The sequence below is a fragment of the Marinicauda algicola genome (genome assembly GCF_017161425.1).
Taxonomy (GTDB): domain Bacteria; phylum Pseudomonadota; class Alphaproteobacteria; order Caulobacterales; family Maricaulaceae; genus Marinicauda; species Marinicauda algicola.
The window spans coordinates 770204-795145 of record NZ_CP071057.1; the positions used below are offsets into that span (position 1 = coordinate 770204).

The 24942-nt window shown below is 66.9% G+C and carries 20 protein-coding genes; all 20 read left to right on the forward strand.

The genetic code is table 11. The features are described 5' to 3' along the window. The 20 genes from nuoL to bamA all read left to right on the forward strand — a co-directional run bounded on the left by nuoL (window position 1) and on the right by bamA (window position 24940). Entirely contained in the window at window positions 1-2097 is a 2097-nt protein-coding gene (gene nuoL / locus JW792_RS03830; RefSeq protein ID WP_135997369.1) for an NADH-quinone oxidoreductase subunit L, read from the forward strand. A 6-nt stretch (window positions 2098-2103) separates the two neighbouring features. Further along, window positions 2104-3615, forward strand: coding sequence for an NADH-quinone oxidoreductase subunit M (locus JW792_RS03835; RefSeq protein WP_135997370.1), 1512 nt, complete (start codon window positions 2104-2106; stop codon window positions 3613-3615). A gap of 25 nt (window positions 3616-3640) precedes the next feature. Then, complete coding sequence (nuoN, locus tag JW792_RS03840; protein WP_135997371.1) at window positions 3641-5098, forward strand: NADH-quinone oxidoreductase subunit NuoN; 1458 nt, start codon at window positions 3641-3643, stop codon at window positions 5096-5098. Further along, window positions 5088-5828 carry a biotin--[acetyl-CoA-carboxylase] ligase gene (locus JW792_RS03845; protein WP_135997372.1) on the forward strand — a complete coding sequence of 247 codons (741 nt, stop codon included), beginning with the start codon at window positions 5088-5090 and terminating at the stop codon, window positions 5826-5828. The genes nuoN and JW792_RS03845 overlap by 11 nt, the downstream gene beginning before the upstream one ends. 21 nt (window positions 5829-5849) lie before the next feature. Next, window positions 5850-6620: a type III pantothenate kinase gene (locus tag JW792_RS03850; RefSeq protein ID WP_135997373.1), complete on the forward strand. Its 771-nt coding sequence runs from the start codon at window positions 5850-5852 to the stop codon at window positions 6618-6620. A 64-nt stretch (window positions 6621-6684) separates the two neighbouring features. Further along, complete coding sequence (locus JW792_RS03855) at window positions 6685-8298, forward strand: ribonuclease J (protein ID WP_135997374.1); 1614 nt, start codon at window positions 6685-6687, stop codon at window positions 8296-8298. Window positions 8299-8308: 10 nt separating this feature from the next. Further along, on the forward strand, window positions 8309-8734 hold the full coding sequence (mce, locus tag JW792_RS03860; RefSeq protein ID WP_135997375.1) for a methylmalonyl-CoA epimerase: 426 nt from the start codon (window positions 8309-8311) through the stop codon (window positions 8732-8734). Next, on the forward strand, window positions 8731-9087 hold the full coding sequence (locus JW792_RS03865) for a DUF1467 family protein (RefSeq protein ID WP_241095051.1): 357 nt from the start codon (window positions 8731-8733) through the stop codon (window positions 9085-9087). Before mce ends, JW792_RS03865 begins: the two co-directional genes overlap by 4 nt. Before the next feature lie 80 nt (window positions 9088-9167). Beyond that, window positions 9168-10481 (forward strand): lipoprotein-releasing ABC transporter permease subunit, encoded by a 1314-nt coding sequence (locus JW792_RS03870; protein ID WP_135997376.1) that lies wholly within the window; start codon window positions 9168-9170, stop codon window positions 10479-10481. Further along, window positions 10474-11169: an ABC transporter ATP-binding protein gene (locus JW792_RS03875; protein ID WP_135997377.1), complete on the forward strand. Its 696-nt coding sequence runs from the start codon at window positions 10474-10476 to the stop codon at window positions 11167-11169. The genes JW792_RS03870 and JW792_RS03875 overlap by 8 nt, the downstream gene beginning before the upstream one ends. 280 nt (window positions 11170-11449) lie before the next feature. Continuing rightward, the gene (gene dnaE / locus JW792_RS03880) at window positions 11450-14899 is read left to right on the forward strand and encodes a DNA polymerase III subunit alpha (RefSeq protein ID WP_135997378.1); all 3450 of its coding nucleotides are present in this window, start codon (window positions 11450-11452) and stop codon (window positions 14897-14899) included. Window positions 14900-15207: 308 nt separating this feature from the next. Continuing rightward, window positions 15208-16074, forward strand: a complete 867-nt coding sequence (rpsB, locus tag JW792_RS03885) for a 30S ribosomal protein S2 (RefSeq protein WP_135997379.1) — start codon at window positions 15208-15210, stop codon at window positions 16072-16074. Between the two features lie 39 nt (window positions 16075-16113). Then, window positions 16114-17055, forward strand: a complete 942-nt coding sequence (gene tsf, locus JW792_RS03890; RefSeq protein WP_135997380.1) for a translation elongation factor Ts — start codon at window positions 16114-16116, stop codon at window positions 17053-17055. 156 nt (window positions 17056-17211) lie between these two features. Beyond that, window positions 17212-17880, forward strand: a complete 669-nt coding sequence (pyrH, locus tag JW792_RS03895; protein WP_206340943.1) for a UMP kinase — start codon at window positions 17212-17214, stop codon at window positions 17878-17880. A gap of 32 nt (window positions 17881-17912) precedes the next feature. Continuing rightward, window positions 17913-18476: a ribosome recycling factor gene (gene frr, locus JW792_RS03900; protein ID WP_135997382.1), complete on the forward strand. Its 564-nt coding sequence runs from the start codon at window positions 17913-17915 to the stop codon at window positions 18474-18476. A 29-nt stretch (window positions 18477-18505) separates the two neighbouring features. Continuing rightward, on the forward strand, window positions 18506-19246 hold the full coding sequence (locus JW792_RS03905; protein WP_135997383.1) for an isoprenyl transferase: 741 nt from the start codon (window positions 18506-18508) through the stop codon (window positions 19244-19246). Further along, a complete protein-coding gene (locus JW792_RS03910; RefSeq protein WP_135997384.1) occupies window positions 19233-20069 on the forward strand; it encodes a phosphatidate cytidylyltransferase in 837 nt (278 codons plus the stop codon). The genes JW792_RS03905 and JW792_RS03910 overlap by 14 nt, the downstream gene beginning before the upstream one ends. Then, window positions 20066-21247 (forward strand): 1-deoxy-D-xylulose-5-phosphate reductoisomerase, encoded by a 1182-nt coding sequence (locus JW792_RS03915; RefSeq protein ID WP_135997385.1) that lies wholly within the window; start codon window positions 20066-20068, stop codon window positions 21245-21247. The genes JW792_RS03910 and JW792_RS03915 overlap by 4 nt, the downstream gene beginning before the upstream one ends. Before the next feature lie 62 nt (window positions 21248-21309). Then, a complete protein-coding gene (rseP, locus tag JW792_RS03920) occupies window positions 21310-22506 on the forward strand; it encodes an RIP metalloprotease RseP (RefSeq protein WP_135997386.1) in 1197 nt (398 codons plus the stop codon). 34 nt (window positions 22507-22540) lie between these two features. Then, the gene (gene bamA / locus JW792_RS03925) at window positions 22541-24940 is read left to right on the forward strand and encodes an outer membrane protein assembly factor BamA (protein WP_135997387.1); all 2400 of its coding nucleotides are present in this window, start codon (window positions 22541-22543) and stop codon (window positions 24938-24940) included. Window positions 24941-24942: the final 2 nt, after the last annotated feature.

Sequence of the window (24942 nt, forward strand, 5' to 3'; positions counted from 1 at the left end):
ATGGCCTATCTGATTGTTTTCGGCCCGCTCCTCGGCGCAGTCATCGCCGGCCTGTTCCAGAAGCAGATCGGCGACCGTGCCGCGATGACCATCACGACGGGTCTTCTGATCCTGTCGGCGATCCTCTCCGTCTTCGTCTTCTTCGACGTGGCGGTGGGCGGCAATGCGCGCACCATCGAGATCGCGCGCTGGATGGCGGTCGGCAGTTTCGAGGTGAACTGGGCGATCAAGCTGGACACGCTGTCGGCGGTCATGCTGGTCGTGGTCACCAGCGTCTCCTCGCTCGTGCACGTCTATTCCTGGGGCTACATGTCCCACGATCCGCACCGGGCGCGCTTCTTCTCCTACCTGTCGCTCTTCACCTTCGCCATGCTCTCGCTGGTGACGGCGGACAACTTCATCCAGATGTTCTTCGGCTGGGAGGGCGTCGGTCTCGCCTCCTACCTGCTGATCGGCTTCTGGTACAAGAAGGAGAGCGCGAACGCCGCGGCCATCAAGGCCTTCGTGACCAACCGCGTCGGCGATTTCGGCTTCGCGCTCGGCATCATGGCGGTGTTCTTCGTGTTCGGCTCGGTGCAGTTCGACGAGGTGTTCGCCGCCGTGCCCGGCGCCGCGGAGCGCTCTCTGACCTTCCTCGGGATGACCTTCCCGGCGCTGGAACTGATCGCCTTCCTTCTCTTCATCGGCGCGATGGGCAAGTCGGCCCAGTTCTTCCTCCACGTCTGGCTTCCCGACGCGATGGAGGGCCCCACGCCGGTGTCCGCGCTGATCCACGCCGCGACCATGGTGACCGCGGGCGTGTTCCTGGTCTGCCGCGCCTATCCGATCTACGAACTTGCCGAGGCGACCTCGGCCTTCATCACCGTGATCGGGGCGGTCACCGCGCTGTTCGCCGCGACGGTGGGGCTGGCACAGAACGACATCAAGCGTGTCATCGCCTATTCGACCTGTTCCCAGCTCGGCTACATGTTCTTCGCCGCGGGCCTGGGACTGTTCTCCGCCGCGATGTTCCACCTGTTCACGCACGCCTTCTTCAAGGCGCTGCTCTTCCTCGGCGCGGGGTCGGTCATCCACGGCCTGCACGACGAGCAGGACATGCGCAAGATGGGCGGGACGCGCCACGTGCTGCCCTATACCTGGCTGCTGATGATCATCGGCACGCTCGCCCTGACCGGCGTCGGCATCCCGCTGCTCGGCATCGGCTTTGCCGGCTTCTATTCCAAGGACATGATCATCGAGGAAGCCTTCATGATGGGCATGGAGGGCGTGCCCTTCGGCATGCTCGCCTTCTGGATCGGGGTCACGGCGGCCGGCCTGACGAGCTTCTATTCCTGGCGCCTCATCTTCATGACCTTCCACGGCAAGTACCGGGGCGACGAGGAAACCCTCAAGCACGCCCACGATTCCCCGCCGGTCATGCTGATCCCGCTGATCCTGCTCGCGGTCGGGGCGCTGTTCGCCGGGGCGGTCTTCAAGTCAGACTTCGTGGGCAAGGGCGCGCTCACCTTCTGGGGCGACTCCCTGCCGGCGGGCCCCTATGCCGAATACAATTACGGCGAGAGTTATAGCGAGGAGCCGGGCGAGCCGCTGGTCTCCAACGCCGCGGGCCAGGAGGAGCATGTCGACGCGCATGCCGTGGCCGAAGGCGAGGGCGAGTACCACGCCGGCGAAGGTGAGCATGCCGGGGAGCACGCCGGCCACCATCCGCCGGTCTGGGTTCTGTTCACGCCGGTCGGCGTGACGCTGCTGGGCTTCCTGCTGGCGGTCTGGTTCTACCTGATGCGCCCGGAACTGCCGGGCCGGATCGCGGCGCGCGGCGGGCCGGTGCACGCCTTCCTGTCGAACAAGTGGTATTTCGACGAGATCTATCATTTCGTCTTCGTTCGCGGCGCGCGCGGGCTCGGCGATCTGTTCTGGAAGGTCGGCGACGTGAAGATCATCGACGGCCTCGGGCCGAACGGGATCGCGCGTACGGTGATGGCCGGCGCGAAGCGGATTTCCCGCGTGCAGACCGGCTATCTCTACCACTACGCCTTCGTGATGCTGATCGGGGTCCTCGGCCTGACCCTGTGGCTGGTTTTCCGAGCCGGGGTGTAAAGTCTAATGCTGGGTCAGCTTCCCATCCTCTCCACGATCACCTTCCTGCCGGCGCTCGGTGCGATCGCCATCCTGGTGCTGCGCGGCCTGATGCGCAGCGAGGACACCGGCGCGATGGAGCGCAACGCCAAGGGCGTGGCGCTGTTCGTGACGCTGTTCGTGCTCGCGCTCACGATCCTGCTGATGTTCGAGTTCGACACCGGCGTCGCGGGCTTCCAGTTCGTCGAGAACGCCGCCTGGCTGTCCCAGGTCGGCATCTCCTACAAGATGGGCGTGGACGGGCTGTCCATCCTGTTCGTGCTCCTGACCGCCTTCCTGATGCCGATCTGCATCCTGGCGAGCTGGAACATCGAGAAGCGCGTCGCCGAGTACATGGCCGCCTTCCTGCTCCTGGAGACGCTGGTCATCGGCATCTTCTGCGCGCTGGACCTGATCCTGTTCTACATCTTCTTCGAAGGCTCGCTCATCCCGATGTTCCTGATCATCGGGGTGTGGGGCGGACAGAACCGGATCTACGCCGCGTTCAAGTTCTTCCTCTACACCTTCGCCGGCTCGGTGCTCATGCTGATCGCGATGATCTTCATGTATGCCCAGGCCGGGACGACGGACATCGCCCAGCTCCTGCAGACCGAGTTCGGGCGCACCGCGCAGATCTGGATGTGGCTCGCCTTCTTCGCCTCGTTCGCGGTGAAGATGCCGATGTGGCCGGTCCACACCTGGCTGCCCGACGCGCACGTGCAGGCGCCGACGGCAGGCTCGGTGATCCTGGCGGGCATCCTGCTGAAGCTCGGCGGCTACGGCTTCCTGCGCTTCTCGCTGCCGATGTTCCCCGATGCGAGCGCCTATTTCGCGCCGCTGGTCTTCGTCCTGTCGGTGGTCGCGATCGTCTACACCTCGCTCGTCGCCTTCCGGCAGACCGACATCAAGAAGCTCATCGCCTACTCCTCGGTGGCGCACATGGGCTATGTCACGATCGGCCTGTTCACGATGACCGAGCTCGGCGTGCAGGGCGCGATCTACCAGATGTTCTCCCACGGCATCATTTCCGGCGCGCTCTTCCTGTGCGTCGGGGTGATCTACGACCGCTTCCACACGCGCGATATCGGCTTCTACGGCGGTCTCGTGCACAAGATGCCGGTCTATGCCGCCCTGTTCGGCCTGTTCGCCATGGCGAATGTCGGCCTGCCGGGCACCTCCGGCTTCATCGGCGAGATCATGACCATGACCGGCGCCTTCATGGTCGCGCCCTGGGTGGCGGCCGGGGCCGCGCTCGGCGTGATCGGGTCGGCGATGTACATGCTGACGATGTACAAGAAGGTCGTGTTCGGGGAGATGACCAACACCAAGCTGGAAACGGCCACAGATCTCAACGGCCGCGAGTGGATCAATCTCGGCGTCCTCGCCGTGCTCGCGGTCTATCTCGGCTTCGTCACGACGCCGATCACCCAGACGACCGAGGCGTCGGTGAACGCGCTGATCAACCAGTACCAGGCCGCGATCGCCGCGCCGGCCCAGTAGGGCTCACTTCAGGGACCAGGATGTCATGACCGCGCAGCAGCTTCTTGCCGATCTCCATCTGATGACGCCCGAGCTGATCCTGGCGATCGGCGCGATGGCGCTCCTGATGGTCGGCGTGTTCCGGGGCAAGGACGATCTGGCGGCCTCGCGCCTCGTGACCTGGCTCGCGCTCGGCCTGCTCGCCGCCGCTCTCGTCGCGGCGGTGACCCTCGCGCCGGGCGCCGAACAGACGGCGTTCGCCGGTGCCTTCGTCCACGACAGCTTCGCGCTCTACGCCAAGGCCGCGGTCTATCTTGCCGCGATCGCGGCACTGCTGCTGGCGAAGGCCTATCTGGAAACCGAGAAGCTCGCGCGCTTCGAATACCCGGTGCTCGTCATCCTCGCGGTCACCGGCATGTCGCTGATGGTGTCGGCGAACGACCTCATCACGCTCTATCTCGGCCTCGAGCTGCAATCGCTCTCGCTCTACATCCTCGCGGCCTTCAACCGCGACAGCCAGCGCGCTTCCGAAGCGGGCCTGAAATACTTCGTGCTCGGCGCGCTCTCCTCCGGCCTGCTGCTCTACGGCGCCTCGCTGGTCTACGGCTTTGCCGGAGGCACGACGTTCGAGGCGATCGCGCTCGCCGCGCAGTCCGACGCCAATGCGCTCGGGCTCGTCTTCGGCCTCGTGTTCCTGCTCTCCGGGCTCGCCTTCAAGATCTCCGCCGCGCCCTTCCACATGTGGACCCCGGACGTCTACGAGGGCGCGCCGACGCCGGTCGCGGCCTTCTTTGCCACCGCGCCCAAGCTCGCCGCCATGGCGCTCGTTGCGCGCGTGCTGACCGAGCCGTTCGGCGCGATGATCGACCAGTGGCAGCAGGTGGTGATCGTGCTCGCCATCCTGTCGATGGGGATCGGCGCGTTCGGCGCGCTGATGCAGTCCAACATCAAGCGCCTGATGGCCTATTCCTCCATCGCCAACGTCGGTTACGCGCTGGTCGGCCTGGCGGCGGGCACGCAGACCGCGCTCTGGGCGGTGCTGCTCTACATGACGCTCTATGTCGTCGGCGTGGCCGGCACGTTCGGGGTGATCCTGTCCATGCGCCGCAGTGAGGGCATGGTGGAGCGCCTGGAGGATCTCTCCGGGCTCGCCCAGACCCGCCCGGGCCTCGGCCTCGCCATCACCGGCCTTCTCCTGTCGGTCGGCGGCATGCCCTTCCTGGTCGGCTTCTTCGGCAAGCTCTTCGTGTTCTATGCCGCGGTCGAGGCCGGCCTCATCTGGCTGGCGGTCGTGGGCGCGCTCTTCTCGGTGGTGTCGATTTCCTACTATCTCGCCATCCTGAAGCGGGTCTGGTTCGACGAGCCGCGCGGCGAGTTCCTCCCGGCACCGGCCGGGGTGATGATCGTCACGCGCGTCGCGGGCCTCGCAACGGTCGCCCTGTTGCCCTTCGTGGCGCTGCTCTTCGCCCAGGTGATCCGCGCCGGGGGCGCCCTTGGCGGATAGCGTGCGCGTCGAGCACCTTGCCGAGACCGATTCCACGAACGAGGAGGCGCGCCGCCGCGCGCTCGCCGGCGAGCGCGGGCCGGTGTGGATCCGCGCCGACGCGCAGACCTCGGGCCGCGGACGGCGCGGGAGGGCCTGGATCAGCGCGAACGGCAATCTCTTCGCGACCGGGCTCTTCACGCTAGACACAGGCGCGGCGAACGCCGCCCAGCTCTCCTTCGCCGCCGCGCTCGCCGTCGCCGAAGTCGCGCGCGAGGCCGGCATCGACCCCGCCCTCGTCAGCCTGAAATGGCCCAACGACGTGCTGATCGCGGGCCGCAAATGCGCCGGCATCCTGCTCGAGTCCGGCCAGCGGCCCGGCGGCGGCCTCTGGCTCGCCGTCGGCGTCGGCATCAATCTCGCCCACCATCCCGAGGACAGCGAACGCCCGGCGACTGATTTTTCCGCCCATGGCGGCGCGCTTTCGCCCGGGCGTGCGGTCGAGGTGCTGGCGCGCAGTTTCGAGGCCTGGCTCAATCGCTGGCGCGATCACGGCTTCGCCCCGGTGCGCGATGCCTGGCTCGCGCGCGCGCACGGGCTCGGCGAGCGCTGCACGGTCCGGCTCGACACCGAGACCGTGGAAGGGGTGTTCGCCGATCTCATGGCCGACGGCACGCTCCGACTCGATTTGGCCGACGGCACGAGACGGTTTATCTCCGCAGGCGATGTGTTCTTCCCGTCGGCGCGCTGACGGGTCAGGGGAGGGCGGGCCATGCTGCTGGCCATCGACGAAGGCAACACCAACACGCTCTTCGCCGTCCATGACGGCAAGGGCTGGATCGCGCAGTGGCGTACCGCGACGCACACCACGCGCACCGCCGACGAGTACGCGGTCTGGCTCTCGGCCCTGCTGAAGATGGAGAAGCTCGCGCTCTCCGATCTCACCGACTGCATCATATCCTCGGTGGTGCCGCAGTCGCTCTTCAACCTGAGAAACCTGTCGCGGCGCTATATCGGGGTGCAGCCCCTGGTCATCGGCGAGCCGGGAGTCGAGCTCGGCGTCGAGGTGCGCATCGACAAGCCCTCCGAAGCGGGCGCGGACCGCCTGGTAAACGCCGTGGGCTGCCGGATAAAGTACGATGGTGCCCTGATAATCGTCGATTCCGGTACGGCAACGACCTTCGACGTCGTCTCCGCCGACGGCGCCTTCGAGGGCGGCATCATCGCGCCGGGCATCAATCTCTCGATGCAGGCCCTGCACACGGCCGCCGCCCAGCTTCCCCGCATCGCCATCGAGCGTCCTGTGCGCGTGATCGGGAAAAATACAGTGGGCGCCATGAAATCCGGGGTGTTCTGGGGCTATATCGATCTCATAGACGGGCTCGTGACCCGGATTCGCGAGGAGTATGGCGAGCCCATGACCGTGATCGGAACCGGGGGCGTGGCTTCCCTGTTCGAGGGCGCGTCGAGGACGATCGAGCATTACGACCCGGACGTGACCATTCGCGGTCTCCACGAGATCTGGAATCGCAACAGAGGCTGACTTCGTGACGGCGGACAAAGACGCCCTTTATTTCGTGCCCCTCGGCGGGGCGGAAGAAATCGGGATGAACCTGAATTGCTACGGCTATGGGCCGGAGCACGACCGCAAATGGCTCATCGTCGATTTCGGCGTGACCTTCGGCGATCTCTCCACGCCGGGCATCGACGTCATCCTGCCCGACCCCAGCTTCATCGAGGACCAGCGCCACAATCTCCTGGGGATCGTGCTCACCCATGGCCACGAGGACCACATGGGCGCGGTCGCCTACATGTGGGAGCGCCTGCGCTGCCCGATCTACGCGACGCCCTTCACCGCCTGGCTGATGCGCGACCGGCTGGCCGAGCGCGGCCTCCTGGACGAGGCGAAGGTGCACGAGATCGGTCTGTCGAGCCGGCTCGACATCGGCCCGTTCGATCTGCAGCTGATCACGCTGACGCACTCCATCCCGGAGCCTAACGGGCTGGCGATCCGCACGCCTGCGGGCCTCGTCCTGCATACCGGGGACTGGAAGATCGATCCGGACCCGCTGCTCGGCAAGACCACCGACGTGAAGGCCATCGAGGCCCTCGCCGAGGAAGGCGTGATGGCGATGGTGTGCGATTCCACCAATGTCTTCACGGAGGGCGAGTCCGGTTCGGAGTCCGATGTCCGCGACAACCTGGTCAAGCTCGTCGGCGAGCAGAAGGGCCGCGTCGCGATCGCCGCCTTCGCCTCCAACGTGGCGCGCCTGCAGACCGCGATCGAGGCGGCCGAGGCGAACGGGCGCCGGGTATGCCTCGTCGGCCGGTCCATGCACCGCATGACGGCGGCGGCGAAGGCGGTCGGCATGCTGGCCAACGCCAGGCCCTTCGTGGAGGAGGAAGAGGCCGGCTATTTCCCGGAGAACAAGATCCTCTACCTGTGCACCGGCAGCCAGGGCGAGCCGCGCGCCGCCCTTTCGCGGATCGCCGAGAACACCCATCGCAACGTGGTGCTGGGCTCAGGCGACACCGTGATCTTTTCCTCGCGCATCATTCCCGGCAACGAGCGGGGCATTTTCGAACTGATGAACAAGCTCGCTGACCGCGGCGTGAAGCTCATCACCGAGAAGGAGCGCCACGTGCACGTCTCCGGCCATCCCTGCCGCGGCGAGCTGAAGCAGATGTACGAATGGGCGCGCCCGACGGTGGCGATCCCGGTCCACGGCGAGCGCCGCCATCTGCTCGAGCATGCCGAGTTCGCCAAGTCCCTGCAGGTGCCCTATGCGGTCGTGCCGCACAATGGCGCTGTGGTGCGCATCACCAGGGACGGGGCCGAGATCGTCGACGAGGCGCCCTCGGGGCGACTCTATCTGGACGGCAACATGCTGGTCGATGCCGAGGGTGACGCCATGCGCGAACGGCGCAAGCTCGCCCATACCGGCATGGTCGCGCTGTCGCTCAGCGTCGATGCCAAGGGCCATCTTCTCGCCGGCCCGGACATTCGCGGCGTCGGCCTGCCCGAGACCGAGACCTATCCGATCGACGATTTCCTGGACGATCTCGCCGACGCGGCGGAAAACGCCTTCGACGGGCTCGGCAAGAAGGACCGCAAGGATCCCGAGGCCATCGAGGAGGCGCTGCGCCGCGCCGTGCGCCGCGAGGCCGACCGCATCTGGGGGAAGAAGCCCGTGGTCGAGGTGATGGTCCTGGCGGGATAGGGAGAGGGACATGAAGATCGGACGACTGAACCATGTCGGCGTCGCCACCCCCGATGTCGAGGCCGCGGCGAAGGGCTATGCCGACCTCTACGGCGCGACCGACGCGACGCCGGCGAAGGCCTTCCCGAAACTCGGCGTGAAGGTGATCTTCGTCTCCGTGCCGAACATGCAGATCGAGCTGATCGAGCCGCTGGGCGAGGACAGCCCGATCCACAAATTCCTCGAGAAGAACCCCAAGGGCGGCCAGCACCACATGTGCTTCGAGGTGCCCGACATCATCGAGGCGCGCGATGCGATGCGCGCGCGCGGCGCCACTGTCCTGGGTACCGGCGAGCCCTATATCGGCGCGCACGGCGTGCCGGTCATCTTCGTGCACCCGAAGGACACGGGGGGCGTGCTCGTCGAGCTGATGCAGGAACCGGGAGGTGGCCATTGAGCTGGCGCATCGTCCAGATCGCGCTCGTCGCGCTCGCCGCGGCGCTGTGGATCGCCCAGCTGTTCGTGCGCAATGACGGGGTCGGCTTCGTCTCCGGCCTCGTGGTCTATCTCATCGCCTGGTGGACGGTGCTGTTCACCATCCTGCCGCGGGGCGTGCAGGGCCAGTACGAGACCGGCGAGATCGTGGAGGGCTCCGAGCCCGGCGCGCCGGCCGATCCGCGCCTGAAGGAGAAGGCCTGGCTCACCACGGTCGTCACCGCCGCCTTCTGGCTCGTCTATTTCGTCGTCGTGGAGTTCGCACTGATCGATCTCGGCGGATTCATGCTGGGCCCGAACGCGGCGCGAGGGTGACGAACGCGTCACTTGCGGCCCGGCGGTGCGGCCACTAAACGGATTTCGAAGCCAGCCGCGCGCGCGAGGATTCACTGTTCATGGCCGACACCAACTCCCGGACCGGGGCAGGGCCCTTCAGCGCCGTCGAGTTCATGCTCGCCTTGCGCTATCTGCGCACCAAGCGCGTGCATGGCGGGGTGACGCTGATCTCGGTGATTTCATTCGTCGGGATCATGCTGGCCGTGGGTGCCCTCATCGCCGTGATGAGCGTGATGAACGGTTTCCGCCACGAACTCCTGAGCCGGCTGCTCGGCGTGCAGGCCCACATCTACGTCTACGCTCCCGAAGTGCGCTCCGACGGGCTCGACGACCTCCTGGCCGACATCAATGCGGTGCCCGGCGTGAACTATGCCGGACCGGTGGTGGAAGGCCAGGGCCTGCTCACGTCCGGGCGGCGCGCCTCCTTCGCGCAGGTCATCGGTGTGCGGCCGGCTGACCTGTCCCGCTTCGCCCTGTTCCAGCGGAGCGAGGATCGCGAGGCGGTCTATACCCAGGGCAATTTCGCCGGCTCCATCGAAACGTTCGGCGAGGGCCGCCACGGCGGCGACCAGATCATCATCGGCTCGCAGATCGCCAGCCAGCTCGGCGTCGGGGTGGGCGAGGAGATCCGGCTCATCTCGCCGGAAGGAGCGGCCACGCCCATGGGGACGCTGCCGCGTCAGAAGACCTACGAGATCGCCGCCGTGGCCTCGGTGGGCATTCATGACGTCGACGCCATCCTCGTGCTTATGCCGATCGAGCAGGCCGAGCTCTTCTTCAACCGCGACGGGCCGGACCGGATCGAGGTGCGCATCGACAATCCGGGCGAGCCCGACGCCGTGGTCGAACGCATCCGCCAGCTCGTCCCCCAGGGCGTGGTCTTCGACTGGCGCGAGCAGAACCAGCAATTCTGGGACGCGCTCCAGGTCGAGCGGAACATGATGCGCATCGTCCTGTCCATCATCGTGCTGATCGCGGCGATGAACATCATTTCCGGCCTCGTCATGCTGGTGAAGAACAAGAGCCGCGACATCGCCGTGCTGCGCACGATGGGCATGAGCCAGGGCTCGGTCATGCGCATCTTCCTGATCGCGGGCGCCGCGCTCGGCGTGCTCGGCACCATCGCCGGGATCGTGCTCGGCATGCTCGCCGTCATCTTCATCGGGCCGATCCAGGATGCGTTCAGCTTCGTGTTCGGGGTCAATGTGTTCGACCCCAGCGTCTACCGGCTCTACCGCCTGCCGGCGCGCCTGGCGTTCAGCGATGTCGCCTATGCGTCCCTGTTCGCTTTCCTGGCCTCGCTGCTGGCGACTCTGGCGCCGTCCTGGCGGGCGAGCCGCATCGATCCGGTGGAGGCGCTGCGCTATGAGTGAACCGGCCCTGTCGATCCGCAATCTCGTGCGCATCTACGAGACCGAGGGCGAACGCCTCGAGGTCCTGCGAGGCGCCGATCTCGACCTTTATCCCGGCGAACTCGTCGGCCTCGTCGGCCCGTCGGGCTCGGGAAAGTCCTCGCTGCTGCACGCCGCGGCGCTGCTGGAAAAGCCGACCGCCGGAGAGGTGATCATCGAAGGGCGCGACGGCCTGTTGCTGTCGGACCGCCAGCGCACGGCAGTGCGCCGGCGCCAGATCGGTTTCGTCTATCAGTTCCACCACTTGCTGCCCGAACTTGACGCGTTGGAGAACGTGGCTTTGCCGCGCCGCATCGCCGGCGCGCGGGCCTCCGAGGCCCGCGAAGCCGCGATGGAACGCCTCCAGGCGCTCGGTCTCGGCCAGCGCCTCGCGCATCGACCCGGCCAGCTCTCCGGGGGCGAGCAGCAGCGCGTCGCGATCGCGCGGGCGCTCGTCAACAAGCCGCAGATCCTGCTCGCCGACGAACCCACGGGCAATCTCGACCCGAACACCTCAGACCAGGTCTTCGATGCGCTCCGGGCAGCCTGTCGCGACGCGGGCGCGGCGGCGCTCGTGGCGACGCACAATCTCGCGCTCGCCGAGCGCATGGACCGGGTGGTGACGCTCGTCGAGGGCGTGGTTCGGCCCTACGAGCGCCCAGCCGGATAACCGTCCGGTCTCGGCAGTTTTCCACACATGCGATCAGCCCGGCTTGACGGCGGAACAAAAGTGGAATATCTCATGTGGAACAAAACGGGAAATATGCTCGTGTTGCACGACACACAAGGGGATTTCACCATGCGCCGCCTGCTCGAAGAAACCACCTCCGCCGTCGTCGTTCTCGGCTTCATCGGGGCCGTGCTGACGTGGAGCGCCGCTTTCGCCGGCTGACCGTCCGACCAGGCTCGCGCTAGACTGCCGCCTCGCCGGATCGCTTGCGGGGATTTCCATGTCCGACACGCCCTTCGTCCATCTGCGGGCGCGTTCGCCCTATTCGCTTCTCGAAGGGGCGCTGCGCATCAAGGAGATGGCGAAGCTGTGCCAGGACTTCGCGATGCCGGCGCTCGCGCTGACCGACACCAACAACCTGTTCGGCGCGCTCGAATTCTCCGAGGTGATGGCCGAGGCGGGAATCCAGCCGATCACGGGGCTGACCCTCGCTGTCCGCCTCGGCGAACCGCGGCCGGGTGAACGGGCGGCGCCCGACGGTACCATCGCTCTGCTCGCACAGGACGAGACCGGCTATGCCAACCTGATGGCCCTGTCCTCCAAGGCCTATCTCGAGGTTGGCGCGACCGAGGACGCGCACGTGCCGATCGAGGCGGTCCTGGAGCGCAGCGCCGGTCTCATCTGCCTCACCGGCGGTCCGGACGGCGCGCTGAACCGGCTGATCGTCGAAGGCCGGACCGGTCCTGCGGGCGAGCTGCTCGACCGGCTGGGAGCGGCCTTCGACGGCAGGCTCTATGTCGAGCTGCAGCGCCACGGGCGGGCCGAGGAACTCAAGGCAGAGGCCGTGCTGGTGGAGGAGGCCTATGCCCGCGGGCTGCCGCTCGTGGCGACGAACGAGCCTCATTTCCCGCTGCCCAAGGACTATCGGGCGCACGATGCGCTCCTGTGCATTGCCGAGGGCACCTATGTGACGGTCGATGACCGGCGCAAGCTCACCCCGGACCACCATTTCAAGTCCGGCGCGGCGATGGCCGAGCTGTTCGCCGATCTGCCCGAGGCGATCGCCAGCACCATCGAGATCGCGAGGCGGTGCGCCTATCGGCCGGTGACGCGCGATCCGATCCTGCCGCGCTTCCCGACCGAGGGCGAGCGCGACGAGGCCGAGGAGCTTCGCGCGCGGGCCCGGGCCGGCCTCGATGCGCGCCTGGCCAAGGTCGAGCCGGCCGCGCCGCGCGCCGAATACGACCAGCGTCTCGAGCACGAGCTGTCCATCATCGAGCGGATGGGCTTTCCCGGCTACTTCCTGATCGTGTCCGACTTCATCCAGTGGGCAAAGAAGAACGACATCCCGGTCGGTCCGGGCAGGGGCTCGGGCGCAGGCTCGCTCGTAGCCTGGGTGCTCACGATCACCGATCTCGACCCGCTGCGCTTCGGCCTTCTGTTCGAACGTTTCCTGAACCCCGAACGCGTCTCGATGCCGGATTTCGACGTCGACTTCTGCCAGGACCGGCGCGGTGAGGTGATCCGCTATGTCAAGGAGCGTTACGGCGCGGACCGGGTGGCGCAGATCATCACCTTCGGCACGCTGCAGGCGCGCGCGGTGGTGCGCGATGTCGGGCGGGTGCTGCAGCTTCCCTTCCCGGTGGTCGACCGGATCGCCAAGCAGATTCCGAACAACCCGGCCCAGCCGGTCACCCTCGCCGAGGCGGTGGAGACCGAGGCCAAGCTCGCCCAGATGCGGCGTGAGGACGAGGCGGTCGACCGGCTGATCGAGGTCGCGCTGCAGCTGGAGGGACTCTACCGCAACGCCTCCACTCATGCCGCGGGCGTGGTCATCGGGGACCGGCCGCTGACCGAGCTGGTCGCGCTCTACCAGGATCCCCGCTCGGAGCTGCCCGCCACCCAGTTCAACATGAAATGGGTCGAGCCCGCTGGCCTGGTGAAGTTCGACTTCCTGGGGCTGAAGACCCTTACGGTGATCGCGCGCGCGCTCAAATACATCGAGGGTTCGGGCGGGGGCGTGATCGACATGGACACGCTGGGCTTCGAGGACCCGGCGACCTACGAGCTTCTGTCATCGGGGGCCTCGATCGGCGTATTCCAGCTGGAAAGCTCGGGGATGCGCGACACGCTGAAGAAGCTGAAGCCCGACACGATCGAGGACGTGATCGCGCTCATCTCGCTCTACCGGCCCGGCCCGATGAAGAATATCGACGTCTATGTCGACCGGAAGTTCGGCCGCGCGCAGCCCGACTATCTTCATCCCGATCTCGAGCCCGTCCTGAAGGAGACCTACGGGGTCATCATCTACCAGGAACAGGTGATGCAGATCGCCCAGATCCTGTCGGGCTACTCGCTCGGCGAGGCCGACCTTCTTCGCCGCGCCATGGGCAAGAAGAAGAAGGAGGAGATGGACCAGCAGCGCGTGCGCTTCAAGCAAGGCGCGGCCGAGCACGGCGTGAGCGCGGAGAAGGCGGACTATATCTTCGATCTCGTCGCCGAGTTCGCCGGCTACGGCTTCAACAAGTCGCACGCCGCGGCCTATGCCGTGATCGCCTACCGGACGGGCTGGCTGAAGGCCAACCACCCCGTCGCGTTCATGGCGGCGCTGATGAGCCTCGACATCGCCAACACCGACAAGCTCGCCGTCTTCTTCCAGGAGACCCGGCGCATGGGCATCACCGTGCTGCCGCCCGACGTCAATGCGTCGGAGGCCGATTTCGCGGTGGAGGGCGAGAAGATCCGCTACGCGCTCGGCGCGGTGCGCAATGTCGGGTTCGCGGCCATGGAGCACGTCGTCGCCGTGCGCCGCGAAGGCGGACCGTTCAGCGACATCTTCGATTTCGCCGAGCGGGTCGACCCGCGCCTCGTCAACAAGCGCGCCTTCGAGAACCTCGCGCGTGCCGGCGCCTTCGACTCCCTGGAGCCCGACCGGGCCAAGGTGTTCGAGGCGGCCGAGACCCTGGTCGCGCTCTCCCAGCGTGCCCATTCCGAGCGTGAATCCGCGCAGGCCTCCCTGTTCGGCGGGCCGGCCGAGGGGGGATCGGGCCTCGAACGTCCGCTCTTGCGCGAGCCCGAGCCCTGGGATCCGGTCCGGCGCCTGGACGAGGAGCTCGCGGCGGTGGGCTTCTACCTGTCCGGCCACCCTCTCGACGACATGCGCGCGGGTCTCGCCAAGCGGGGCGTCTCGCTCTACGCCGACCTGCCGGCGCGGGCCGCGGAGGGTGCGCGAGCGGCGCGCCTCGCCGGCGTGGTGCGGCGGCGTCAGGAAAAAATCTCGCAGCGCTCGGGGGAGAAGTTCGCCTTCCTCACCCTGTCCGACCCGTCGGGCGAGTTCGAGGCGCTCGTGCCGCCCAAGACGCTTGTGGAGATACGGGACGTGCTCGAACCCGGCGCCGCGGTCATGCTGACCGCGAAGATCGAGGACAATGACGGCGAGATCCGGCTCATCGCCGATGGCGCGGAGACGCTCGACCCGTTTGCCGCCGAGCATGTCGGGGAGGGATTGCGCGTGCATGTCGAGGACGTCATGGCACTGGAGGGCCTGCGGTCGCGTCTGGACCGTGCCAACGGGCGCGAAGGCGTGCCGCGCGGCGGCGTCCATCTGCGCTTCGGCCTCGCCGACGGTCAGATCGCCGAGGTGCGCCTGCCGGGCCAGCATGCCATCGATCCGGCCACGCGCGCGGCGCTGAAGCAGGTCGCCGGCGTGCTCGACGTCGAGGCGCTCTAGACAGGCCTCCCACAGACAGCAACCCGGTGCCACGCGGCGCGAGCGCCCTGACCCGCGCGGGGCGCTTGCCGGGAGCGCTTTCATTCGAGCGTGCCGCGCGTGGCCGCCGGCCGGCGGGTCAGCTGCGCAGCGCGGGCGACAAAGCGCCGCGATCGGCTTGCCCAGCGGGCTCAACACCCGTATAAGCGCGCGCGATTCCACACACGGGGCATCGGCGTGAACGGTTCACGTCGCTCCGGTGTTGTCCGAGCCCGGCAGGGCGAGGCGACTGCCGTCCCGTGGAGGCCAACCGGAAAAGGAAAATCGATATGGCCCTTCCTGACTTCTCCATGCGTCAGCTGCTCGAAGCTGGTGCCCATTTCGGCCACCAGACCCACCGCTGGAACCCGAAGATGAAGCAGTACATCTTCGGCGAGCGCGCCAACATCCACATCATCGACCTGTCCCAGACGGTGCCGATGCTGCACCAGGCCCTGGTCAAGGTACGCGAAGTCGCCGCGGGCGGCGGACGCGTCCTGTTCGTGGGCACCAAGCGCCAGGCGGCGGAGCCCGTTGCCCAGGCGGCGCAGCGCTGTGCGCAGTACTACATGAACCACCGCTGGCTCGGCGGCACGCTGACCAACTGGAAGACGATCTCCAACTCCATTGCGCGCCTGCGCGAACTGGAGGACCTGCTCGACCAGGAAGGCGGTCCGACCGGCCTGACCAAGAAGGAGATCCTCAATCTCACCCGCGAGCGCGAGAAACTCGAGCGTTCGCTCGGCGGGATCAAGGAAATGGGCGGCACGCCGAACCTGATGTTCGTCATCGACACCAACAAGGAGTCGATCGCCATCCAGGAAGCCAAGCGCCTGAACATCCCGGTGGTTGCGGTGGTGGATACCAATTGCGATCCCGACCCGATCGATTTCCCGATCCCGGCCAATGACGACGCGGCACGTGCGATCGCGCTCTATTGCGACCTCGTCGCCGAAGCGGTGCTCGACGGCATCTCCGAGAGCCAGGCCTCGTTCGGCGTCGATCTCGGCGAGTCCGAGGCGCCCACCGAAGCGGCTCTGAAGGAAGAGACCCCGACCGAGGCAGCCCAGAAGGAGGCTGCTCCCGAAGCCAAGCCGGAAGAGGCCGAGCAGCCCGAGGCCGAGCCGGTCGAGACCGAGCAGACCAAGTCCGAGTAAAGCGGCCGTCCGTCGCATAGACACACAGGAGACCTCCCCATGGCCCAGATCACGGCCTCCCTGGTTAAAGAACTGCGCGACATGACCGGCGCAGGCATGATGGATGCCAAGAAGGCGCTGACCGAGACCGATGGCGATGTCGAGGCCGCGGTCGACTGGCTGCGCAAGAAGGGCCTGTCGAAGGCCGCCAAGAAGGCCGGCCGCGTGGCGGCCGAGGGCCTCGTCGCGGTGGCTTCGGCCGAGCGCGACAAGGGCATGGCGGCCGCTGCGGTCGAAGTGAATGCCGAGACCGACTTCGTCGCGCGGAACGAGAAGTTCCAGACCGCGGTGAAGGAGATCGCGCGTCTGGCCGTCGATGCCGGAGAGCTGTCAAGGCTTGCCGAGGCCAAGACCGCGGCAGGCGAGACCGTATCGGAGAAGCTGACCGGTCTCATCGCCACGATCGGCGAGAACATGTCGCTGCGCAGGGTCTCGGCCCTGTCGGTCACGCCGGGCGTCGTCGCCACCTACGTGCACAACCCGGTTGCCGACGACATGGGCAAGATCGGCGTGCTCGTGGCGCTGCAATCGGAAGGTGACCGCACCAAGCTGGAAGAGCTCGGCCGCAAGATCGCGATGCACGTGGCCGCCGGCGCGCCGGCACCCGCGCTCGCCACCACGGTCGACGATCTCGACGCGGCCGTCGTGGACCGTGAGCGCGAGGTGTTCGGCGAACAGGCGCGTGCGTCGGGCAAGCCGGAAAACATCGTCGAGAAGATGGTGGAAGGCCGCCTGCGCAAGTTCTACGAGGAAGTCGTGCTGCTCAAGCAGCCCTTCGTGTTCGATCCGGACAAGTCGGTCGAGCAGGCCCTCAAGGATGCCGAGAAGGACATCGGGGCCTCGGTCGCGTTGACCGGCTTCGTGCGCATGGTGCTCGGAGAGGGCGTCGAGAAGAAAGAGGAAGACTTCGCGGCGGAAGTCGCCGCGGTGTCGAAATCCTGATGCCGAGCCCGGGCGTCGGCAGCAGCCGACGCCCGGGATTCGATCGCCGCAGGCCGCAGGGGAGGGCTGCCAGTGAGTGAGACCGAGGAAGCCGCCCGGCCGGTCCCGACCGGTCCCTATCGCCGGGTCCTCCTGAAGATTTCCGGCGAAGCCCTGATGGGGGCGCAATCCTACGGCATAGAGATGGACACCGCCGACCGGATCGCCAGCGAGATCGGCCAGGCGGTGAAGGCGGGGTACGAACTCTGCCTCGTCATCGGCGGTGGCAACATCTTCCGCGGTCTCTCCGCGGCGGCCAAGGGCATGGACCGGGCCGCGGCAGATTACATGGGCATGCTCGCCACCGTGATGAACGCGCTCGCGATGCAGACCGCTCTCGAACGCCAGGGCGTGCCTACCCGGGTTCAATCGGCCATCCCGATGACCTCGATCTGCGAACCCTATATCCGCCGGCGTGCGATCCGGCACATGGAGAAGGGCCGGGTGGTGATCTTCGCCGCCGGGACGGGCAATCCGTTCTTCACCACCGATACCGCCGCCGCCCTGCGCGCTGCGGAGATGGGTTGCGAGGCGCTGTTCAAGGGCACCCAGGTGGATGGCGTGTATGACGACGATCCGCGCAAGAATCCGAACGCGAAGCGCTTCGAGCGGCTCGACTATATCGATGTGCTCGCCCGTGATCTCAAGGTGATGGACGCCTCGGCGGTCACGCTGATGCGCGACAACCAGATCCCGATCGTGGTGTTCAACATCCACGAGCGCGGCGGGCTCGCCAACGTGCTCGACGGCACGGGCGTCTCGACGGTGGTCGGCAAACCGGCTTAATTGACACAAGAGTTTCAAGGGACGACGACGCCATGACGACGGCCAATTACGACCTCAAGGACATCAAGCGGCGCATGAGCGGCGCGGTGGATGCGCTCAAGCAGGAATTCGCCGGGCTGCGTACCGGGCGTGCCCATTCCAGCCTGCTCGACCCGATCCGGGTCGATGCGTACGGCTCGCAGATGCCGCTCAACCAGGTCGCCACGGTCACCGCGCCGGAGTCGCGCATGCTCACGGTCCAGGTGTGGGACAAGAATATGGCCGCGGCGGTCGACAAGGCGATCCGTAACTCTTCGCTGGGTCTCAACCCGGTGATGGAGGGCGCGACGCTGCGCATCCCGATCCCGCCGCTCAACGAGGAGCGGCGCAAGGAACTCGCCAAGACCGCCGGCACCTATGCCGAGCAGGCCCGCGTCGCGGTGCGCAATGTGCGCCGCGACGGCATGGATGCCCTGAAGCGGGCCGAGAAGGAGGGCGAGATCGGTGAGGACGAGCACAAGAAGCTCGCCGATCAGGTCCAGAAGGCCACCGACGAAAGCATCGAGACGATCGACAGGCTTCTGAAAGAGAAGCAGGAAGAGATCCTGCAGGTCTAGCGCCTCGCCGGCGCCGGGAAAGGGCTTTCATGGCTGCGTCAGAGGCAGCGTCAGTCAGCGTTCCGCGCCACGTCGCCATCATCATGGACGGCAATGGGCGCTGGGCTGCCGCTCGCGGACGCCCGCGTGCCTTCGGCCATCGCGCCGGAGTGGAGGCGGTACGCCGCACGGTGCGCGCGGCCGGCGAGCTCGGCATCACGCATCTGACGCTGTTCGGCTTTTCCACCGAGAACTGGCGCCGGCCGGCAGAGGAGATCGATGCCCTGTTCGACCTCCTGCGCCGCTTCGTCGACGCCGACCTCGACAGGCTCGAATCCGAGGGAGTGCGGGTGCGCATCATCGGGCGACGGGACAATCTCTCGCCCGATCTGCGTGCGATCGTCGAGCGTGCCGAGGCGCGCACGGCCAGCAATGAAGACTTCACCCTGACGATTGCATTCAATTACGGCAGCCGCGACGAGATCGTGCGGGCCGCTCGCGCCCTCGCCGAACGGGTGCGCCAAGGCGAGATCGCGCCCGAAGACATCGATGCCGAACGCTTTGCGTGCCATCTCGACACCGTCGGGCTTCCCGATCCCGATCTGGTGATCCGTACCAGTGGCGAGCGGCGCACCTCGAACTTTCTCTTGTGGCAGTCGGCCTATGCCGAGTTCGTGTTCCTCGATGTATTCTGGCCGGACTTCTCGCGCGAGCACCTCGAAGGCGCGCTCGCCGAATTCGCCGGACGCGAGCGGCGTTATGGCGGGGTGAAGCTGCATGGTACCGCGTGAGAAGGGTGCCGCGCGCAGCGTGCGAGATCCGGTCTTTGCCAAGCGCGTTCTGTCCGCGCTGATCCTGGCGCCGGTCGCGCTCGGCTTCGTTTTCCTCGGCGGGCACGGCTTTGCCATCTTCATAGCCGCCTTTGCTGCCGCGATGGCCTGGGAGTGGGTGCGCATGTCGGACCGCGAGGCGCCGCCGCGCGCGTTCGCGACGGCGACCGGCACGGCCGTCGGGGCGGCGTTGCTCGCCGCGCAGAGCGCTTTCGGCTGGACATTGGTCTGGATCGCTGGCGGTGCGATCGGGGCGTGGCTCGATCGGCGCCCGCGCGGGCGCGGGTACGAGGCCGGTCTCGGCGTAGCCTACGTCGCCTCGAGCGCCGCCGCCCTGGTGGCGTTGCGGAACGAGACCCACGGAGGGCTCGATACCGTACTCTACCTGCTCGCCGTTGTGTGGAGCGCGGATACCTTCGCCTATCTCGTGGGAACCTGGGTCGGCGGCCCCAAGCTGCTGCCCGCGGCCAGTCCCAACAAGACCTGGTCCGGCCTGACTGCCGGTATCGGGTTCGGCGTCGGCGTCGGCGCGCTGGTCGGCAGCCTCGTGGGCTTCGAGACGAATGCTTCCGCGCTGGTCGCGCTGCCGCTCGCGCTCGCGGCGGTGCTCGGCGACCTGTTGATGTCACTGGCCAAGCGGCGCTTCGGTGTGAAGGATGCGGGCTCCGTCATCCCCGGACATGGCGGGGTTCTCGACCGGGTAGACGCGCTGATGCTTGCCACCCTGATCGCCGGAGGGCTCATGTTCATCGTCCCGCAAATCCTTTCCGGGAGCGCGATGTGACGCGCAGCGTGACGATTCTCGGATCGACGGGATCGGTCGGGCAGGCGACGATCGACCTGATCGCGAGCGCCGGCAGGGATCGCTTCGAGATCGTCGCCCTGACCGCGAACTCGAATGCGCAGGCGCTCGCCGCGCAGGCCCTGGAGCTGCGCCCGCGTTTCGTCGCGCTCGCCCGCGAGGACGGCTACGAGGCGCTGAGCCACGCTCTTGCCGGCAGCGGAATCGAGATCGGCGTCGGTGCGGGCGCGGTGTGCGAGGCCGCCTCCATGGAAGCCGACTGGACCATGGCGGCGATCGTGGGTGCAGCCGGACTGCCCCCGACGCTCGATGCGGTGCGTCGCGGCAGGACCGTCGCGTTTGCCAACAAGGAGGCGCTGGTGTGCGCCGGCGACCTTTTCATGGCCGAGGCGGCGCGTGCCGGCACCTGCCTCCTTCCGGTCGATTCCGAGCACAATGCGATCTTTCAGGCGATGGCCGGCAGCCGGCGCGAACACGTGCGGCGCATCGTGCTCACCGCCTCGGGCGGCCCGTTCCGGACCGCCAGCAGGGAGGCCATGCGCGCGGCTACGCCTGCCGGCGCACTCGCTCATCCGACATGGTCCATGGGGGCGAAGATCTCGATCGACTCCGCCACGATGATGAACAAGGGGCTCGAGATCATCGAGGCCTGCCACCTTTTCGACCTGCCGCATGAGCGCGTCGATGTCCTCGTGCACCCCGAATCCATTGTCCACGGCCTCGTGGAATACGCCGATGGCGGTCTCATCGCCCAACTCGGTTGTCCCGACATGCGCACGCCGATCGCGCACGCGCTGGCCTGGCCCGAGCGCCTCGATACCGATGTCGAGCGGCTCGATCTCGCCCGGCTCGGCCGGCTGCATTTCGAGGCACCGGACCCGCAGCGCTTTCCCGCGCTCGACCTGGCGCGCCAGGCGATCGCGGCGGGCGGCGGTGCCCCCGCGGTGCTGAACGCTGCGAACGAGATCGCGGTGAGCGCCTTTCTGGATTGTAAGATCGGATTTCTTGACATTGCCGATCGGGTTTCTGAGGCTCTGGACTGGTGGGTTCACGGCCCGTTCAGCGACGAGCGCATAGACTCGTTCGAGGATGTGTTGAGAATCGACCGCGAGGCGCGGCGTGCGACACGCGAGCGCATCGCGGTGCGTGCTGCCGGATAGGCAGTGCGGCGGGGGGCAGGGTCCCGGCTGTGCCGGGGCAAAGCAAATTGCAGGGGTAACCCATGTTCGAGACCGCCTCGGCCGGACTCTTGAGCCTATTCGCCTTCCTGGCGGTCATTTCCATCGTGGTGGTGATCCACGAGCTCGGCCATTTCCAGGTCGGGCGCTGGTGCGGCGTGCATGCCGAGGTGTTCTCGGTGGGCTTCGGGCCGACGCTCGTTTCCTGGCACGACGGGAAGGGGACTCAGTGGCGCATCGCGGCGCTTCCCCTCGGCGGCTACGTTCGTTTTCGCGGCGATGAGAACGCTGCGAGCGCGCCGGACCGGAAGGAACTCGCCCGCCTGCGCGAAGCGCATGCCGATCCAGGTACGGTGTTTCATTTCAAGCCGGTGTGGCAACGCGTGCTGATCGTGGCAGCAGGCCCGGTCGCGAACTTCATCCTGGCCGTGGTGATCTTCGCGGCCCTCGGGATGATCCGCGGCGAGGCCCGCATCGAACCGCTCGTGGGGGAGGTTACAGCAGGATCGCCCGCCGAGTCGGCGGGACTCGAGTCCGGCGATCTCATCCTCGCCATCGACGGAAGTCCGGTTTCGGGCTTCAGCGACATCAGCCGCACCGTCTTCATGCGGGCGGGCCAGCAGATCGACATCGCCGTCGAACGCGATGGCGAGCGCATCACGATCCAGGCAACGCCCGAGCGCCGCGTGATGGACGATTACCTCGGCGGCGAACGCGCCCGCGGATTTCTGGGCATCGGCGTCTCGCGCGACGCCGAGATCACTCACGAACGTTATTCGGTGCTCGAGGCGCCGGCCTACGGGGTGCAGCGCACCGCGGAGGCGGTCGGCATGATCTTCGACTACATCGCGCGGCTCGTCACGGGGCGCGCCTCGACGGAATATCTCAATGGACCGATCGGGATTGCGACGACGGCCGGGCAGATCGCGAACATCGCGGTGTCCGACGCCGCGGGCGGCACATCCGAGACCGGGCCCGCCGATCGTCTGGTGCGCCTCGTTCTCGGCCTGCTGAGCCTGTCGGCGCTGCTCTCCGTCGCACTGGGTTTGATGAACCTCCTGCCCATCCCGGTACTCGACGGCGGCCACCTCGTGTATTACGCCTACGAGGCCGTTGCGGGACACCCGCCGGGCCCGGCCGTCCAGACGACCGGATTCCGGCTGGGGCTTGCTTTGATCCTGGGGATGATGCTTGTAGCGACCTGGAATGATATCAGCTATTTGCGCGATTTGTTTTCCTGATTGATCGCGGCGGGTGAGGGACCGGAAGAGGCCAATGCTGAGATTGATGAGACGTGTGGGCGGTGCCCTTCTGGCGGCCGCCATGCTGACCGGCCTTGCTGCGGCACAGGACAATCCGTCCGTGAACCTGCCTGCGGAGGGCCAGGCGGCAGCACCGGCCGCTCCCGTGCGGGAGGAGGCGCGCCAGCCGATCCTGCAGATCCTGGTCGAGGGCAATCAGCGCGTGGAGGCGGATACGATCCTCTCCTACCTGCTGATCCAGCCCGGGGATGTGCCCGATCCGCGCCTGATCAACCTGTCGATCCAGACGCTGTTCTCCACCGGCCTGTTCTCCGACGTGCGCGTTGCGATCGAGGGGCCGAGCCTGGTGCTCTACGTGGAAGAGAACCCGGTCGTGAACCGGGTGATCCTGGAAGGCAACCGGGCGATCGACGACGAGAAGATCCTCGAGGAGACCGAAATCCAGCCGCGTGCGATCTTCACACGCGCGCGCGTCCAGTCCGACGTGCAGCGCATCCTCGAGGTCTATCGCCGCGCGGGACGCTTCGCGGCCCAGGTCACGCCGAAGATCGTGGAGCTGCCGCAGAACCGGGTCGACCTGATCTTCGAAATCTCCGAGGGACCGGTCACCGGCGTGCGGCGGATCAACATCGTCGGCAACGAGGCCTTCTCCGATCGCGAGCTGCGCGGCGAGATCGTGACGCGCGAGGCGCGCTGGTGGCGTTTCTTCAGCTCGAACGACAATTACGACCCGGACCGGCTCGAGTACGACCGCGAGCAGTTGCGGACCTTCTACACCGACCGGGGCTATGCGGACTTCCGCGTGGTTTCCGCCATCGCCGAGCTGACCCCGGACCAGGAAGACTTCTACATCACCTTCAGCGTGGACGAGGGTGAGCGCTATACCTTCGGCGAGATCAGCGTCACGACCGAGATTCCCGATCTCGACGAGGAATATCTTGCGCGCATCGTCGCGACCCAGCCCGGGCAGCTCTATGTCGGCAGCCAGATCGAGGACTCGATCGACACGCTGACCTTCGCAGCCGGTGCGGCGGGCTACGCCTTCGTGGACATTCGTCCGCGGGTGGCGACCAATCGCGACACGCAGACGGTTGATATCGAGTACGTCATCAACGAAACCCCGCGCGTCTACATCGAGCGCATCGACATCATCGGAAATACGCGCACGCTCGACCGTGTGATCCGGCGCGAGCTCGAGCTCGTCGAGGGCGATGCCTTCAATCAGGCGCTCGTCGAGTATTCGCGCGGGCGTGTCCGTCAGCTCGGCTTCTTCGAGGAGGTCGAGGTGGAGCCCGTGCAGGGCAGCTCGGCCGACCGCGCGCAGGTGCGCGTGACGGTGACCGAGCAACCCACCGGCGAACTGGCTTTCGGCGCGGGCTTTTCCTCCACGGACGCGTTCCTCGTCGATTTCTCGATCTCCGAACGCAATCTGCGAGGCCGGGGTCAGTTCCTGCGCCTGCGCGTCTCTGCGAGCTCGCGGCGTCAGCAGATCGATATCCGCTTCACCGAGCCGCGCTTCCTCGACCGCAACCTGGCGGCCGGGTTCGACCTGTTCCAGGTGCGCACCGACTTCTCGCGAGAGGCCTCTTTCGAGACCGAGTCCACCGGTTTCACCCTGCGCGCGGGCTTCCCGCTGACCCGTTCGGTCTCCGGCGGCGTGAACTACACGCTCAGGACCGACGAGGTGACGACCTTCCGGGGCGCCACTGCCGCGATCAACCGGGCGGCTGGTTCGCGAGTGACCTCGCTGCTCGGCTACTCCCTCTCCTGGGACCGCGTCGACAATCGCACTGATCCGCGCAACGGCTTCCGGATCGCGTTCCAGCAGGACTTCGCCGGGTTCGGCGGCGATGTGCGCTATGTGCGCTCCGAATTGCAGGGCGGCATCTACCGGGATGTGTTCCGCGACGACATCGTCTTCTCGGTGACCGGCGAGACCGGGCTGCTGCTCTCCTGGGGCGGCGACAATGCCCGCATCAACGACCGCTTCTTCAAGGGTGGCAATTCGTTCCGCGGTTTCGAAACCGCCGGTATCGGCCCGCGGGTCGTGCAGCGCCAGGAGGACACCGACGAGCTGTTCTCCGGCGATGCGCTCGGCGGCAATTTCTACGCCATCGGCGCGGTGGAGCTGGCTTTCCCGCTCGGCCTGCCCGAGGAATACGGTATACGGGGCAGCGTGTTCACCGAATTCGGCACGCTGGGGCTGCTCCCCGATGATGACCAGATCTCCGATGACGGTTCGCCCACGGCCGTGTTCACGGTCGACCGTCTCGAGCCGCGTGTGTCGGCAGGGGTCAGCATCTTCTGGGATTCGCCGTTCGGTCCGGTGCGCTTCGACTTTGCAGAAGCCTTCGTGAAAGAAGACTATGACCGCGCCGAATTCTTCCGCTTCAGCACGAGAACAGGGTTCTAGAC

Bases quoted from the DNA above. Each gene is read 5' to 3' on its own strand.
- mce (WP_135997375.1), top strand. From the start codon at position 8,309: ATGAAGATCGGACGACTGAACCATGTCGGCGTCGCCACCCCCGATGTC.
- JW792_RS03905 (WP_135997383.1), top strand. From the start codon at position 18,506: ATGGCTGCGTCAGAGGCAGCGTCAGTCAGCGTTCCGCGCCACGTCGCC.
- pyrH (WP_206340943.1), top strand. From the start codon at position 17,212: ATGGGGGCGCAATCCTACGGCATAGAGATGGACACCGCCGACCGGATC.
- rpsB (WP_135997379.1), top strand. From the start codon at position 15,208: ATGGCCCTTCCTGACTTCTCCATGCGTCAGCTGCTCGAAGCTGGTGCC.
- JW792_RS03850 (WP_135997373.1), top strand. From the start codon at position 5,850: ATGCTGCTGGCCATCGACGAAGGCAACACCAACACGCTCTTCGCCGTC.
- JW792_RS03875 (WP_135997377.1), top strand. From the start codon at position 10,474: ATGAGTGAACCGGCCCTGTCGATCCGCAATCTCGTGCGCATCTACGAG.
- JW792_RS03910 (WP_135997384.1), top strand. From the start codon at position 19,233: ATGGTACCGCGTGAGAAGGGTGCCGCGCGCAGCGTGCGAGATCCGGTC.
- JW792_RS03855 (WP_135997374.1), top strand. From the start codon at position 6,685: ATGAACCTGAATTGCTACGGCTATGGGCCGGAGCACGACCGCAAATGG.
- dnaE (WP_135997378.1), top strand. From the start codon at position 11,450: ATGTCCGACACGCCCTTCGTCCATCTGCGGGCGCGTTCGCCCTATTCG.
- rseP (WP_135997386.1), top strand. From the start codon at position 21,310: ATGTTCGAGACCGCCTCGGCCGGACTCTTGAGCCTATTCGCCTTCCTG.
- frr (WP_135997382.1), top strand. From the start codon at position 17,913: ATGACGACGGCCAATTACGACCTCAAGGACATCAAGCGGCGCATGAGC.
- JW792_RS03835 (WP_135997370.1), top strand. From the start codon at position 2,104: ATGCTGGGTCAGCTTCCCATCCTCTCCACGATCACCTTCCTGCCGGCG.
- nuoN (WP_135997371.1), top strand. From the start codon at position 3,641: ATGACCGCGCAGCAGCTTCTTGCCGATCTCCATCTGATGACGCCCGAG.
- tsf (WP_135997380.1), top strand. From the start codon at position 16,114: ATGGCCCAGATCACGGCCTCCCTGGTTAAAGAACTGCGCGACATGACC.
- nuoL (WP_135997369.1), top strand. From the start codon at position 1: ATGGCCTATCTGATTGTTTTCGGCCCGCTCCTCGGCGCAGTCATCGCC.
- JW792_RS03870 (WP_135997376.1), top strand. From the start codon at position 9,168: ATGGCCGACACCAACTCCCGGACCGGGGCAGGGCCCTTCAGCGCCGTC.
- bamA (WP_135997387.1), top strand. From the start codon at position 22,541: ATGCTGAGATTGATGAGACGTGTGGGCGGTGCCCTTCTGGCGGCCGCC.